10 protein-coding genes are annotated in these 14,691 nt (G+C 60.4%); 7 read left to right on the forward strand and 3 right to left on the reverse strand.

Features of this window, described 5'->3' with window-relative positions:
• Positions 1-126: 126 nt before the first annotated feature.
• The 4 genes from cadC to pdxY all read left to right on the forward strand — a co-directional run bounded on the left by cadC (position 127) and on the right by pdxY (position 6,916).
• Positions 127-1,671 carry a lysine decarboxylation/transport transcriptional activator CadC gene (cadC, locus tag BN1128_RS06905; protein ID WP_042867204.1) on the forward strand — a complete coding sequence of 515 codons (1,545 nt, stop codon included), beginning with the start codon at positions 127-129 and terminating at the stop codon, positions 1,669-1,671.
• A 765-nt stretch (positions 1,672-2,436) separates the two neighbouring features.
• Positions 2,437-3,771 carry a cadaverine/lysine antiporter gene (cadB, locus tag BN1128_RS06915; protein ID WP_042867206.1) on the forward strand — a complete coding sequence of 445 codons (1,335 nt, stop codon included), beginning with the start codon at positions 2,437-2,439 and terminating at the stop codon, positions 3,769-3,771.
• A 76-nt stretch (positions 3,772-3,847) separates the two neighbouring features.
• Positions 3,848-5,980, forward strand: coding sequence for a lysine decarboxylase CadA (locus BN1128_RS06920; RefSeq protein ID WP_042867207.1), 2,133 nt, complete (start codon positions 3,848-3,850; stop codon positions 5,978-5,980).
• 75 nt (positions 5,981-6,055) lie between these two features.
• Positions 6,056-6,916: a pyridoxal kinase PdxY gene (pdxY, locus tag BN1128_RS06925; RefSeq protein WP_042867208.1), complete on the forward strand. Its 861-nt coding sequence runs from the start codon at positions 6,056-6,058 to the stop codon at positions 6,914-6,916.
• A 13-nt stretch (positions 6,917-6,929) separates the two neighbouring features.
• Here pdxY and BN1128_RS06930 read toward each other — a convergent pair whose 3' ends face one another.
• Both BN1128_RS06930 and BN1128_RS06935 read right to left on the reverse strand, forming a co-directional pair.
• Positions 6,930-8,351 (reverse strand): MATE family efflux transporter, encoded by a 1,422-nt coding sequence (locus tag BN1128_RS06930; RefSeq protein ID WP_042867209.1) that lies wholly within the window; start codon positions 8,349-8,351, stop codon positions 6,930-6,932.
• 106 nt (positions 8,352-8,457) lie between these two features.
• A complete protein-coding gene (locus BN1128_RS06935) occupies positions 8,458-9,366 on the reverse strand; it encodes a LysR family transcriptional regulator (RefSeq protein WP_042867210.1) in 909 nt (302 codons plus the stop codon).
• 504 nt (positions 9,367-9,870) lie between these two features.
• Here BN1128_RS06935 and BN1128_RS06940 point away from each other — a divergent pair.
• Positions 9,871-11,166 carry an HAAAP family serine/threonine permease gene (locus BN1128_RS06940; protein WP_042867211.1) on the forward strand — a complete coding sequence of 432 codons (1,296 nt, stop codon included), beginning with the start codon at positions 9,871-9,873 and terminating at the stop codon, positions 11,164-11,166.
• A 60-nt stretch (positions 11,167-11,226) separates the two neighbouring features.
• Here BN1128_RS06940 and BN1128_RS06945 read toward each other — a convergent pair whose 3' ends face one another.
• Complete coding sequence (locus BN1128_RS06945) at positions 11,227-12,252, reverse strand: MBL fold metallo-hydrolase (RefSeq protein WP_042867212.1); 1,026 nt, start codon at positions 12,250-12,252, stop codon at positions 11,227-11,229.
• Positions 12,253-12,407: 155 nt separating this feature from the next.
• Between BN1128_RS06945 and BN1128_RS06950 the strand changes: the two genes are divergently transcribed.
• Together BN1128_RS06950 and yjeH are read left to right on the forward strand one after the other, a co-directional pair.
• Positions 12,408-13,307 carry a LysR family transcriptional regulator gene (locus tag BN1128_RS06950; protein WP_042867213.1) on the forward strand — a complete coding sequence of 300 codons (900 nt, stop codon included), beginning with the start codon at positions 12,408-12,410 and terminating at the stop codon, positions 13,305-13,307.
• Positions 13,308-13,397: 90 nt separating this feature from the next.
• On the forward strand, positions 13,398-14,678 hold the full coding sequence (gene yjeH, locus BN1128_RS06955; RefSeq protein WP_042867214.1) for an L-methionine/branched-chain amino acid transporter: 1,281 nt from the start codon (positions 13,398-13,400) through the stop codon (positions 14,676-14,678).
• Positions 14,679-14,691: the final 13 nt, after the last annotated feature.

A 14,691-nucleotide genomic window follows, 5' to 3' on the forward strand; every position in this document is an offset into this window, starting at 1 on the left:
AGGATTGACCCTCAGGCATGTTCACTGTTTCGGCGACACTGTTTTTCAGTTCCCCACCCGGTTCCACCTGCCTCTGGTCTTGCGTCACTCTCATCGTGCATCGTCTTCATCTGCAGCGAGTGAATCATGAGCGAATCGGTTTTTGAGATCCATGACTGGACCCTGAGCGTTGACGACAACATGCTGTGTCGTCCCGATCGCGAGGTCTACCTCGAGCCCCGGCTGGTCAATTTGTTGCGGTTTCTGGCGAGCAATGCCGGCACAGTGTTTGCTCGCGACGCCCTGATCAACGAGGTATGGGACGGGGCCGAGGTCACCGATCAGGTGGTTACCCAGTCCATCTTCGAGCTGCGCAAGATCCTCAAAGATGGTCGCTTTGATGCGACCGACTACATCATCACAGTGCCCAAGCGTGGCTACAAGCTGGTGGCGCCGGTACGGCCATTGCAACCTTTGCAGGTGGTCTCTGTGGTGATGGCGGATGCCCAGTCATCCCCGACGACCAACTCGACCCTCTCCGACCTGAGCCCGCCTGCCGATGACGAGGATGACGAAGCGATCAGTGGGGTGGCCCCCTTCCCGGCCGGCCCCCTGACCCGCGCCATCTCGACCCGGGCCCAGGACGGCCGCAGCCGCTGGAAGATGATCAGTTTCGACATCTTCGTGGCCGTCATCCTGGTCGCCATCGTCAGCCTGCTCAGTTACCAGCACACCAGTCCCCAGGTGCACTCCATGCTGGATCCTGACCTGCTGGTGTTTCGCTTTCACTCCGGCATGGAGGGGGACAACGAGAATGTGCGCCTGGCCGATGGCATCACCCGCGCCCTGATGGGGGAGGTGGCGGCCGCCACGCCGCTGCGAGTGCAATACGGTGCCAATACCCTGATGGGCGGCATACTGCCCGGCAAGGAGCTGAGCGTGCGGGTCTCCCGTCAGCCCGGTGGCACCTATCTGGATCTGGAATACCGCAACATCAATACCAACCGGGTGCTGTTCAGCCACCAGTATCAGCTCAGTCGTCACAACGTCCATGCGGTACTGCAGGCGAGCAGCCAGGATCTGCTGCGCGCCCTCGATCAGCCGGACGCCTTGCCCGGTATGGGCTGGCCTACCGACGATGCCGCCCTGATGGCCATGATGGAGGCGCACTACTACACCAACAGCCAGGATACGGTGGCGCTCAAGCGCGGTATCGACCTGCTCGACAAGTCCCTCGCCACCCAGCCGGATCAGCCGCTGCTGCTGGCCGAACGCTATCTGGCGGGGGAGGCGCTGGCAACCCTGGCCGGTCAGTCCGAGAGTGAGCGGTTGCAGGGGATTGGCACCCATCTGGCCAGTCTGGTGCAGGACGGCGGCCTGCTGCCGGCACGGGTGTGGGAGGCGTTGACCCTGCAGGCCATACTGGACGGCCAGCAGCAGCAGGCGAATCGCCTGCTGGCGCTGGCCGCCAGCCGGGGCCGCTCCGTGCTCTATCACATACTGCTCGGCAAGCTGGCGGAGCTGGATGGGCGCCCCGAGGCGGCAGGGGATGCCTACAGTCAGGCCTTCCTGATGGAGGCGACCGAGCAGACCTATCTGCTCTGCCAGCGACTCGGTTTCTACAGCAACATGGAAACCCTGACTCCCGCCCTGTTCAATGCGCTGGGCCAAAGCAAGGTGAAGCTGTTCTGAGGCGTGGCAACATGCTGCTTCGCTGACCGCAGAGGTTGCGCTCAGCCAGACAGGCTACCTTGGGGCAGCCTGTTGCTTATGTGCCGCCTGGTGTGCCGCAGCCCGGCAATGACCAGTCGTGGGTGACCTGGCTGCCAGCCGCTCTCTTTATTCCTGTCTCTATTCCTATCCCCGCCACTGGCTCCGGGCCATGGCATCCTTATCTACCCGGTTTGACTCCTTCACTGCCATGCCGTCACCCCTGCGCAGATGGCCGACCCAGGCCAGCTTCCTTCTGCATACCGCTCGCGGCTGTGTCGTCCAGATGCTCGCCCTCCCTTCGGATTACACCGGTCAATGGTGGCCATTGCCGGGGCGTCCGCTGATCCCTTGACCGCGTGGCGAGTCTGGGAGGATGGCGAGGTTTCAAGCGGCGGCCTGGCCGTGGGATCAGGGCAAAAGGGGCTGAATGGGGCATCTCGTGGCCGCAAGGGCATCATGAAAAATATCAAGGTGTATCGAATGAGGCTTTGTGGACCTCTCAAGCGGGGGCTTGGATATCAAGAATTTATCAAGGTGGCTTGTTGGGTGACATTCAACTCTATGTTTTAAATGGGTTTTTATTGATTAATGCCACGAGGCGAAAAAAGTTCACTCATGTTTTTATCCCTTAGCGGGTCTTTATGTTTTCCGGGGAGGAGAGGCCTAGTCTGTGCCCATTCGTTGGCGGGGCGTTCCGCCAAATGTGTATGTGACGACCCGACCTTTTATAGAACCGGAGATCTTATGTCCCTAGATACGAGCAAGAAGATTGGCCTCATCGCCTGTACAGGTGTGGTGGCCGGTAACATGATGGGGAGCGGCATCGCGCTGCTGCCTTCGGCACTGGCCACCATCGGCTCCATCTCTGTCTTTAGCTGGGCAATCTGTCTGGTAGGCGCCATGGGCCTCGCCTTCGTCTTCGCCCGCCTTGCGACCAAGAACCCGCAAGAGGGTGGCCCCATTGCTTATGCTGGCGAGATCTCTCCGGTGTTCGGTTTCCAGACCGGTGTGCTCTACTACCACGCCAACTGGATCGGTAACCTGGCCATCGCCATTACCGGCGTCTCCTACCTCTCTGTTTTCTTCCCCATTCTCAACAGCCCGATCCCGGCCGCTGCAGCCACCATCGCTGCCGTCTGGATCTTCACTTTCGTCAACCTGCTTGGCGGTAGCTGGGTGAGCCGACTCTGTACCCTGGGTCTGGTGCTGATCCTGCTGCCGGTAGTCGGTACTGCCGTGATGGGTTGGGGGCATTTTGATACCAGCGTTTACAGCCAGAACTGGAACACCACCAGCGGCAGCGATCTGCATGCAGTCATCAGCGCCGTGCTTATCTGCCTCTGGTCCTTCGTGGGTGTCGAGTCTGCCGCCGTCTCCTCCGGCATGGTGAAGAACCCCAAGCGCACCGTACCGCTCGCCACCATGCTGGGTACCGGTATCGCGGGTGTTATCTACATCCTCTCTACCCAGGTGATCAGCGGCATGTTCCCGGCCGGTGAAGTGGCTGCCTCCGGCGCCCCGTTTGCCATGGCCTCTTCCGCCATCTTCGGTAGCTGGTCTGCACCGTTCGTCTCTGCCTTCACCGCGCTGGCCTGCTTCACCTCGCTGGGCTCCTGGATGATGCTGGTGGGTGAGGCGGGCAAGCGTGCCGCCAACGACGGCAACTTCCCGAAAATCTATGGCGAACTGGACAAGAATGGCGTCGCCAAGAAGGGTCTGATCTTGGGCTCCCTCAAGATGACTGCCCTGATGATTGGCCTGACCGCCTTCACCTCCCAGTCCGCTCACGCTGCCGATCTCTTCAACGTGCTGACCACGGATGCGGTGCTGCTGACCATGCTGCCCTACTTCTACTCCAGCATTAACCTCATTCGCTTCGAGGGCATGACCTCCCGCAGCATAGGCACCATGATCTTCTCCGGCGTTGCCTGCCTCTTCTGTCTGGTGGCCCTGATGGGCGCCCAGGGTTCCAACCTCACTGCCACCTTCGTGGTGTCGCTCATCATCCTGATGTTCTACGCCAAAAAACAGGGTCTGCGTCAGCACGACGCCTTGCTCAAAGAGCAAGCCAGCCACTAATTCCGTTTTCCTTTTCCGAGCGCTCTTCACTCACCATCCCTGATGGAGAGCGCCCCTCTACGTGTGGAGTATCACGATGAATATCATTGCCATCCTCAACCACCTGGGCGTGTTCTTCAAAGAAGAACCCATTCGCCAGCTGCAAGCCTCCCTCGAGCGTAAAGGCTTTCAGGTTGTATACCCGGTCGACGTAGCCGATCTGCTGAAACTGATCGAGAAGAACCCCCGTGTCTGCGGTGCCATCTTCGACTGGGATAAATATTCCCTCGGCCTGTGCAAGGAGATCCACGATCGCAACGAGAAGCTGCCGATCTTCGCCTTCGCCAACGACCAGTCCACCCTGGATATTCACCTGACCGACCTGCGTCTGAACGTACACTTCTTCGAGTACCGTCTCGGCATGGCCGACGACATCGCCCTCAAGATGGGTCAAGCCACTCAGGAGTATCAGGACGCCATACTGCCGCCGTTCACCAAGGCGCTGTTCAAGTACGTGGAAGAGGGTAAATACACCTTCTGTACCCCGGGTCACATGGGTGGTACCGCCTTCCAGATGAGCCCGGCCGGCAGCATCTTCTATGACTTCTACGGCCCCAACGCCTTCAAGGCGGACGTCTCCATCTCCATGCCGGAGCTGGGTTCCCTGCTGGATCACTCGGGTCCGCACAAGGAAGCCGAGGAGTATATCGCCCGTACCTTCAACGCCGATCGCTCCTATATCGTCACCAACGGCACCTCCACCGCCAACAAGATAGTCGGCATGTATTCCGCACCGGCCGGCAGCACAGTGCTGGTGGATCGCAACTGTCACAAGTCCCTGACTCACCTGATGATGATGAGTGACGTGACCCCGCTCTATTTCCGTCCGACCCGCAATGCTTACGGCATACTGGGCGGTATCCCGCAGAGCGAATTCAGCCGCGAGACCATAGCTGCCAAGGTCGCCGCCACCCCGGGTGCCCAGGCTCCCCGTTACGCTGTGATCACCAACTCCACCTATGATGGCCTGCTCTACAACACCGGCTTCATCAAGCAGAGTCTGGATACCCCGTACATCCACTTCGACAGTGCCTGGGTGCCTTACACCAACTTCAGCCCCATCTATGAAGGCAAGTGCGGCATGAGTGGCGACGCCATGCCGGGCAAGGTGTTCTATGAAACCCAGTCCACCCACAAACTGCTGGCGGCCTTCTCCCAGGCCTCGATGATCCACATCAAGGGTGACGTGGAGGAAGAGACCTTCAACGAAGCCTTCATGATGCACACCTCCACTTCGCCGCAGTACGGCATAGTGGCATCCACCGAGATTTCCGCTGCCATGATGCGGGGCAACACCGGCAAGCGTCTGATCAAGGACTCCATCGATCGCGCCATCTCCTTCCGCAAAGAGATCAAGCGTCTGCGTGATCAGAGCGAAGGTTGGTTCTTCGACGTCTGGCAGCCGGACAACATCGACACCGTCGAGTGCTGGAAGCTGGATCCGAAAGATGATTGGCACGGTTTCAACGGCATCGACGATGACCACATGTACCTCGACCCCATCAAGGTCACCCTGCTGACCCCGGGTATGGGTCGTGATGGCAAGCTGCTGGAGAAGGGCATCCCTGCTTCACTGGTCTCCAAGTTCCTCGACGAGCGCGGCATAGTGGTGGAGAAGACAGGCCCTTACAACATGCTGTTCCTGTTCTCCATCGGTATCGATCAGTCCAAGGCGATGCAGCTGCTGCGTGCCCTGACCGAGTTCAAGCGCGGTTATGACCTGAACCTGACCATCAAGAGCATATTGCCGAGCCTCTATCGTGAAGACCCGAGCTTCTACGAAGGGATGCGCATCCAGGCGCTGGCCCAGAGCATCCACGATCTGACCTGCAAATACCGTCTGCCGGAGCTGATGTTCAAGGCGTTCGACGTGCTGCCGGAGATGAAGATGACCCCGCACGCTGCATGGCAGCAGGAGCTGGCGGGCAATCTGGAAGAGGTGCCGTTGCGTGACATGGTTGATCGCATCAGCGCCAACATGATACTGCCGTACCCGCCGGGAGTACCGCTGGTACTGCCGGGCGAGATGGTGACCAGCGATTCTCTGCCGGTGCTCGAATTCCTCGAGATGCTGTGCGAGATCGGTGCCCACTACCCGGGCTTCGAGACCGATATCCACGGCCTCTATCGTCAGGCCGATGGCAGCTACACCGTCAAGGTGCTGCGTTAATCGAGAGTGACAACAACGGGCCGCAAGGCCCGTTTTTCCCTGTGTTTTTTATCCATTTTTGCGTGAGTCGCCATCATGAAGCGAATTCTCTCCATTCAATCCCACGTGGTGTTCGGCTGCGCCGGCAACGGTGCCGCCGTGTTTCCCATGCGCCGCATGGGCATGGAGGTGTGGCCCGTCAACACTGTGCAGTTCTCCAACCATACCCAGTACCGCGAAGGTTGGCAGGGGATGGTGATGCCCGGCGGCCATATCCGCCAGTTGATGACGGGGCTTGCCGACATAGGCGTGCTGGGGCAGTGCGATGCGCTCTTGAGCGGCTACCTCGGCTCGGCCGAACAGGGGGAGGAAATACTGGCGGCGGTGGCACACCTCAAGGCGCTCAATCCGAACGCCCTCTATTTCTGTGATCCCGTGATGGGTCACCCCGACAAGGGTTGCATAGTGGCACCCGGTGTTAGCGAATTCTTTAAAACCCGGGCCTTGCCCCAGGCCGACATGCTGGCCCCCAATCTGCTGGAGCTGGAACGGCTGACTGGCCACGAGATAAGCAATGTGCCCGAGGTGCTGGCGGCTTGTCAGCAGTTGCGCGAGCAGGGGATCAAGCTGGTGATGGTCAAGCATCTGGGCCGGGCCGGGTTAAGCCTAGACAGGTTCGAGATGGTGCTGGTATGCGATGCGGGCGCGTTTCATATCTCGCGCCCGCTCTATGCATTTCATCGCCAGCCCATAGGGGTGGGGGATCTGCTCAGTGCCACCATGCTGGCCAATCTGCTGGCGGGACATGATCCCGTGCTGGCGTTTGAGCGCACCAACGCCAGCGTGGATGCGGTGCTGGCCCAGACCTGGCTGGCGGGAGCCTACGAGCTGCAACTGGTGGCCGCCCAGCAGGCGATGGCAGAACCCGGGGTGCGTACCCGCGCCACCCGGCTTTGAGTCTGCGTAATGGCTAGCCGGCGCGGCGGGCCAGCTGGACTCCCTGACGGGCGCCGATCGGCTTGGCATTATGTGGACGCTGGGGTGTGCACGCCAGCTTGAGGCGACGCCACTCCCGCCACAGCAGCCAGCACAGCGGCAGGGTCAGCAGCAAGACAGTGGTGGGCTGGGCCATCAGCACACCCTCGCGGCCCCACCAGAGCGGCAGCAGGAAGATCAGCGGCAGCAGCAGCAGTGTCTTGGCGGCCGAGATGATCAGCGCCTGCTTGGTGCGGGCCATGGATTGCAGCAACACTATGCCGAACATGATGATCCCCTCCAGCGGAATGGCGCCGAGGTTGAGGGTCAGGCTGCTGACGGCCGCGGCAAGCAGCTCGGCATCCTGATTGCCGATGTAGAGCATGGCCACCTGGCGCGGCAGCAGCTGGATCAGCAGCCAGACCGCCATGCCATAGATGAGCGTGATCTTGAGCCCCATCTCCATCAGGAATTTCAGATCACGATGGCGTTTGGCCCCTGTCGCCTGGCTGATGAGCGGCTGGATGCCGAAGGCCAGACCCTGCAGGATCACGATGAACACGGCCTCGGTATAACCGGCCACGGTGAAGCCGGCGAGATCCTTGATGGCGCCATACGCCATCAACTGGCTGTTGTGCAGCAGCAGCAGCAGTCCCAGGTTGAACTGGGCGATCAGGCTCGGCAGGCCGGTGAACAGCAGGTTGGGCATGGCCGGAAAACTGGGCACCATGTGGCGCCATGAGAGGCGTAGTTTGGCATGGCTGGTAAAGAAGTAACCCAGGCCCAGCAGGCTGACGATCCCCTCAGTGATGAGCGTCGCCTGGGCCGAGCCCACCAGCCCCAGTCCCAGCCGGCCGACCATGAGGTAGTTGAGTACTATGTTGAGGATGGCGCCACTGCTGACCAGGATCATGGCCAGCCTTGGCTTGCCATCGTTGCGCAGCAGGTAGGGCACCGCCAGGTTGCAGGCCAGCAGCAGGGTACCGCCGCCGATCCAGGTGAGGTAGTCACTGGCCTGCTTCCAGGTCTCGGTGCCTTGCTCAATCCCCAATGCCAGCAGGATGTCGATGTGCCAGTAGTTCAGCAGCAAGGGCGCCAAGGCCCCGAGCAGCCCGAGCAGCCAGAACGCATTGACCAGCGCCTGTCGGGCCAGCCGGATATTCTTTGCCCCCTGATGGAGGGAGATGGCGGTGGCCGCCCCCATGCTGATCATGGCGGCGAGCCCGATCAGCACCATGATGACGGGATAGACCAGATTGATGCCGGCGAGGCCGGCGGCGCCCACGTAGTGACCGACGAAGATGCCATCGACCAGATAGTAGGCACCGGAGACCAGCATGGCCATGATGGAGGGGAGGGCATAGCCCCAGAAACGGCGAGTCATCGCCCGTTGGCGCAACATGAAATAGGCAGACATATCTGTTCTCTTGGGGAGTTCGATTATCGAGCAGACAGTCTAGATTAATATTTTTTTGTTGATAATCCGGTTTCTATTTGATGAATTGATGAGCCATGTTCATCAATCATCGAGTTTGATAGTGTGCCTTGAGCATGTCTATCAGGGCGCGCAGGCCGCTGCCCAGCTGATGCCGGCTGGGATAAAAGAGTGAAAATCCCACGAAGGTGGGGCACCACTGCTCCAGCACGCTCACCAGTTTTCCCTGTGCCAGCTGCTTGCTCACCTCCTCCTCCAGGCAATACGCCAATCCCAGCCCCGCCTCTGCCGCCCCCAGATAGAGCGCCGGCGTGCTGGTGGTCAGGGGCCCTGTCACCTCTATCTCCAGCAGGGCCCCCTCTTCCCCGGCAAACGCCCAGCGGTAGTGGTTAGATGGGGTCAGCCGGTAGCCTATGCAGGCATGGCGCGACAGTTCGCGGGGATGTTGCGGCGTGCCGCGCTCGGCCAGATAAGCGGGCGACCCCACCACCAGATAGCGCTGGGGCGGCCCGAGCGGCACACCTATCATCTCCTTGGGCAGCAGATCGCCATAGAAGATGGCGGCATCATAGCCATCTTCTATGAGGCGTGGCATCAGCTCCTGCTCCACCACCTCCACCTGCATGCGCGGGTAGCGCACCATGTAATCGATCAACACGGGGGCCAGCAGCTCGTCGATGGCGCCCCGTGGCGCACTGATCTTCAGCCGTCCCACCGGTTCGTCGCTGTGGTGAGCCAGCTCGTCGAGCGCGCTCTGCAGGTGGTTCAGGGTGGGTAACAACTGTTCGAGCAGACGCTGGCCCGCATCGGTCGGCACCACGGCGCGGGTGCTGCGGTTGAGCAATCTGACACCCAAGCGGGTCTCCAACCCTTTCAGGCTGTGGCTCAGGGCAGACGCCGATACCCCGAGCTCGAGGGCGGCCTTGCTGAAACTCTGGTGACGGGCGACGGCGGCAAATACTGCCAGTTCGGCGAGGTCGGTACGGGTGATGGCCATATTAATTCAACGGGGAAATGTTGATGAACAGGGTACGACAGGGCACTGCGGCGCACAACTTGAGCAATAAACAGGCAAATGTAAGCAGTTTGTTGTACCCCAAAGGATATAGATACGGGTGAAACTACCTGAAATTGTTAATGGTTGTTCACAAAATTGGGCTGGCAACGTGATCTCTGACGCCAGAAAGGCGATTCCAGTCAAACTTTGGTTGATTAATTCAAAAAAACACTGTGATCGGTAAGGGGATTTAATTAGAGTCAGCCCATCAGAACAAAGGTGCGTTAATGAGTTGTAACGGTTGACGTGCTTGCGGCCCTCGGGCTGATGACCCACAGACCTGTTTGTTGCAGTTTGGTTGCTACATGGAGTGGCGAGCAAGTTGCCGAGTCGGTGGGATCAGAATAACAGGGATGGACTGCAGGAGTTCCAGGGAGATGGAACAGGGCATTGCGCCCGGTTGACTAGATTTTTTCTATTTTCCTTGATGACAGGAACACCCCTATGTCTGACATGAACATTGCAGTTGAAGGCAGCTTAGCCAGTAATGCGTCTTCCCGTGGCATCAACAAGGCCGATGTGGTCTGGATGCTGGGTCTGTACGGTACCGCGATCGGTGCCGGTGTGCTCTTCCTGCCGATCAACGCCGGTGTAGGTGGCCTGTGGCCGCTGGTTGCCATGTTGATCCTGGCCCTGCCGCTGACTTTCTTCGCTCACCGTGGTCTGGCCCGTTTCGTGCTGTCCGGCTCTACCCGTGATGGCGACATCACTGAAGTAGTTGAAGAGCACTTCGGCAAGACCGCAGGCAAATTCATCACCCTGCTCTACTTCTTTGCCATCTACCCGATCGTACTGATGTACTCGGTCGCTATCACCAACACAGTCGAGAGCGTAATTGTTCACCAGCTGGGTATGTCTGCACCTCCCCGTGCCATCCTGTCGCTGGCGCTGATCCTGGGTCTGATGGCGGTTGTTCGTCTGGGCGGCCAGGTTATCGTCAAAGCGATGAGCGTGCTGGTATTCCCGTTCGTGATCACCCTGATGGGCCTGGCGTTCTACCTGATCCCGCACTGGAACGGTACCATCATCACTGAAGCACCAGCGCTGGCTGACGCCTTCAACGGTGACTTCCTCAAGACCCTGTGGCTGGCTATCCCGGTCATGGTGTTCTCCTTCAACCACTCCCCGATCATCTCCTCCTTCGCGGTGGACAACAAAGGTCGTTACGGTGAAGGTGCCGAGAAGAAGTGCAGCAACATCCTGCTGGGCGCTCACGTCATGATGGTAATGACCGTTATGTTCTTCGTATTCAGCTGCGTACTGAGCCTCTCTCCGGCTGACCTGGCTGCTGCCAAAGAACAGAACATCTCCATCCTGTCCTACCTGGCCAACCACTTCGACAACCCGGTTATCGCCACTGTGGCTCCGTTGATCGCCATGGTTGCCATCAGCAAATCCTTCCTGGGTCACTACCTGGGGGCGCAAGAAGGCATGAACGGCCTGATGGCCAAGGCGCTGCGTGAGAAGGGCAAGAACGTTGACACCAAGCAGCTCAACAAAGTGACTGCGGTGTTCATGATCCTGACCACCTGGGCCATCGCCACCATCAACCCGAGCATCCTCGGCATGATCGAAGACCTGGGCGGCCCCATCATCGCCATGCTGCTGTTCCTGATGCCGATGTACGCCATCACCAAGGTACCTGCCATGCGCAAATACGCTGGCAACATCAGCAACGGCTTCGTGACCCTGATTGGCCTGATCGCCATGTCCGGTATCATCTACAAGCTGATTGCCTGATAACACTGGTTACCGAGTTGAATGAAGAAGCCGCCTCGCAAGAGGCGGCTTTTTTTATGGCTATTTGTTGTCAATATTTTCCGATTGCCAGAGGGCAAAGCCCTTGCCGGCAGCCGTGGTGGGCAGGTCAATCTGCATCAGGTCATTGCCGATGACGAAGGGGCCCGTGTAGTGGGCGCGCAGATCCTGGGCCAGATCCTTCACCGAGATCTGGCCGTTGAGGCCGATATGGCTGAACACCGTCAGCGCCGGTTTGGCTTCGTTCATCACCCGGGCCGCCTGCTCGGGGGAGGCGAGGTGGCCGGCGATCGCCTTGTAGCCGGGGTTGGCCTTCATCTGGGCATCAGAGGTCATGGAGACGCAGTGCACCAGCAGATCGGCCCCTTTGGCCTGCTTTACCACCTCCGGGCTGTAGCGGGTATCGCCGGAGAGCACCACGCTGTGGCCGTGGTAGTCGATGCGATAGCCAAACGACGGTTTGATGTTGACCCCGTGGTCGTTGTCAAAGGCGGTGACCTTGACCCCGTCCTGGTCGTAGACCACCCCGGCGGTGACTTCGTGGCTATTGATCTTCACCCCGTCCAGCGGCGTCCCCTCATCCTTGACCCGGGTGGCGATATCGGTGGCGTAGGCCTGCTGCAAGCCACGGGCGAGGGCGGTGGTGCCCTTGGGGCCGTAGAGTTCCATCGGCACGTGGCGCTGACCATAGGCCGGTTGCAGCCAGCCGGTCAGCCAGAGATCCGCCAGCCCGTTGGTGTGGTCGGAGTGAAAGTGGGTGAGGAAGAAGGCGTTGACCCGGCCGATGGGGATATGCAGTTGCCACAGGCGGGTGGTGGAGTTGCGGCCAAAGTCGAACACCAGCTTCTGGTGGCCCGCTTCGATGAGCGTGCTGTAGCCGCCGCGGCTGATCTGGGGCACCGGGGTGCCGGTGCCTAGCAGGCTGACCCGGAAGATATCGGGTTGGGCTGTTGCGGTTGCCGGGGCGGGAGTTTGATCGTGACTGTTGATAAAGCGGCTCTCGGCAGCCTGGCTGGCACCGGTGGCAAGCAGACCGACCAGTAGCGCGGCCAGATAGGTACTTTTCATGGGGATTTATCCTGTGGGGAAGGGTACTGCATCACTGTATTAGTAACTAAAAATGGAATAAATTGGCAAAAATACATTTCTTACTAAACTTTTGGTTGTGAATTGGAGGCCCTGCAGCGGGCCGCGTTGCCCCGAAAAGGGGTAAAGGAGGGGTTTTGGACCGATTGACCAGCATGCGTATCTTTACCCGGGTGGTGGAGCTGGGTTCATACAGTGCGGTGGCGAACGAGCAGGGGATTAGCGCTCAGATGGTGGGCAAGCATGTGCAGGGGCTGGAGCAGTGGCTCGGGGGCAAGCTATTTCACAAAACCACCCGCCAGCAGACCCTCACCGAGCTGGGTCAGCTCTTTTTGGCCCGCTGTCAGCGGGTGCTGGAGGAGATGACACTAACCGAATCGCTCACCCAGAACCTGCTGGCCGAGCCTGCCGGGCGGCTGCGCATCGCCGCCCCGCTCAGCTTTGGCCACCACCGGTTGGTGCCGCTGCTACCCGCCTTCCTAGACCGTTATCCCAAGCTGGATGTGGACTTGCAACTCACCCCGCGCTGGGTCGATATGGTGGAGGAGGGGTTCGACGCCGCCATTCGCACCCTGCGCCCGCAGGATGAGGCGCTCATCGCCCGCCCGCTGCTGACTCAACACTATCGCCTCTGCGCCGCCCCCGATTATCTCTCTCGTCACGGTTTGCCGCGCCATCCCGCCGATCTCGCCCGTCACCAGTGCCTGCACGGCAACTGGGGGGATCACGAGCGCTGGCAGTTTGTCGGGGAGGATGGCCAGCGCGAGGAGGTGCGGGTGGTATCTCGGCTGCGTATCAACCACTTGCCGGCGTTGCTGACGGCGGCGCTGGCGGGGGCGGGCGTCACCTTGCAGCCAGCCGAACAGGTGCGGGAGCATATCGCCGCGGGGCGTCTGCTACCCCTGCTCAGCCACTATCAGACCCCTGCCAAAACCCTCTACTTCATCTACCCGGCGGCCCGTCGTCAGGTGCTCAAGATAGCCCTGCTGGGGGATTTTCTGGCCGAGTCCCTCCAATCCGAACTGGACGCTGAATAAAGGTCTGCATATTCCCCGCTCGGATGCTTAACAAAGGGGCGAGGGAGGCCTAACATGGCGGGGTGTTTTTTCCAGTCAGGACAAAAGGATATGTCTGCGTTGAAAAAAGAGCTGGGGCTCTGGCAGGGAATGGGGCTGCTCGCTACCTCACTGCTGGGTACCGGGATCTTCGTGGTGCCGGCGACCGCGGCGTCGCTGGCGGGGGGAGCCTCGCTCTGGGCCTGGGTGCTGCTCATCGTGCTGGTGCTGCCCATCGCCTTCACCTTCGCCCGGCTGGGGCGCCGTTATCCCCATGCGGGCGGCGCGCCGCACCTGATTGGTCTTGCCTTTGGCAACGGCGCCGAGCGCTTCTCCGCCTTCCTGTTTCTGGCTGTGCTGCCGGTGGGGTTGCCAGCGGCCCTCACTATCGCCGCCGGTTTCTGGCATGCGCTGTTTGATCTGGGGGAGTGGACCCTGTGGGCCATCCAGCTGCTGACCCTGCTCGGAGTGTTTCTGCTCGGGCTACGGGGGGCGCGCTCCTCCGGCAACCTGCAGTTGCTGATTGCCCTGGCCATATTGGGGCTGACCCTGCTCATCTGGTTCAAGGGGGATCTCAGCTGGCGCGACGCGGCCCAGCCACTGCCGACGGCAGCTGAGTGGCCCGCCATGGGCACGGCGCTGGCGGTGATGTTCTGGTGCTTCGTGGGGCTGGAAGCCTTCGCCCACATGGGGGAGGAGTTCAAGCGGCCGGAGCGGGACTATCCGCTGGCCCTGCTCGGTGGTGTCTTGCTGGCGGGGCTCATTTATTGGGTCCACTCGCTGGTGGTGCTCAAATATGGTCTCTATGGCGACGAGGCGACCAATGCCACCGCCATCCCGGCCCTGCTCTCGCTGCTGTTCGGCCCCACCGCCAAGTGGCTGGTGGCCATTCTGGGATACCTCTCCTGCTTTGCCAGCATCAACATCTATCTGCAGGGGTTTGCGCGCCTTATCTGGAGCATGGCGCGGGAGGGCAAACTGCCCGTTTCCCTCTCTCGCCTCTCGGCCAGGGGGGCGCCGCTCAATGCCCTGTGCTGGGTGCTTGTCATTTGCCTCGTCTCCATCACCTTGATCCTCTGGCTGCGTTTGCCGCTCGATGAGCTGATCCGCTACGCCAACGGCAACTTCGTGTTGGTCTATCTGCTCTGCATGGCGGCGGGCTGGCGCCTGCTCGGTGGCATGGGCAAGGGGCTGGCGGCCTTGAGCGTGCTGCTCTGCCTCGCCGTGCTGGTGGCGCTCGCCTCCCAGGTGCTCTATGCGGTGCTGCTGAGCGCGGGTTACGGGGTTTTCTCCCTGTGGCGGCGCAGACGTCGCCGCACTCTGGCCACCGACAACATCTGCGCCATCAAGTAACCGACCCGATAAA

This window comes from Aeromonas piscicola (assembly GCF_000820005.1).
Classification (GTDB): domain Bacteria; phylum Pseudomonadota; class Gammaproteobacteria; order Enterobacterales; family Aeromonadaceae; genus Aeromonas; species Aeromonas piscicola.

Coding starts and splice junctions, on each gene's coding strand:
- BN1128_RS06920 (WP_042867207.1), top strand. CDS start 3,848: ATGAATATCATTGCCATCCTCAACCACCTGGGCGTGTTCTTCAAAGAA.
- pdxY (WP_042867208.1), top strand. CDS start 6,056: ATGAAGCGAATTCTCTCCATTCAATCCCACGTGGTGTTCGGCTGCGCC.
- BN1128_RS06935 (WP_042867210.1), bottom strand. CDS start 9,366: ATGGCCATCACCCGTACCGACCTCGCCGAACTGGCAGTATTTGCCGCC.
- cadB (WP_042867206.1), top strand. CDS start 2,437: ATGTCCCTAGATACGAGCAAGAAGATTGGCCTCATCGCCTGTACAGGT.
- yjeH (WP_042867214.1), top strand. CDS start 13,398: ATGTCTGCGTTGAAAAAAGAGCTGGGGCTCTGGCAGGGAATGGGGCTG.
- BN1128_RS06945 (WP_042867212.1), bottom strand. CDS start 12,252: ATGAAAAGTACCTATCTGGCCGCGCTACTGGTCGGTCTGCTTGCCACC.
- BN1128_RS06940 (WP_042867211.1), top strand. CDS start 9,871: ATGTCTGACATGAACATTGCAGTTGAAGGCAGCTTAGCCAGTAATGCG.
- BN1128_RS06930 (WP_042867209.1), bottom strand. CDS start 8,351: ATGTCTGCCTATTTCATGTTGCGCCAACGGGCGATGACTCGCCGTTTC.
- cadC (WP_042867204.1), top strand. CDS start 127: ATGAGCGAATCGGTTTTTGAGATCCATGACTGGACCCTGAGCGTTGAC.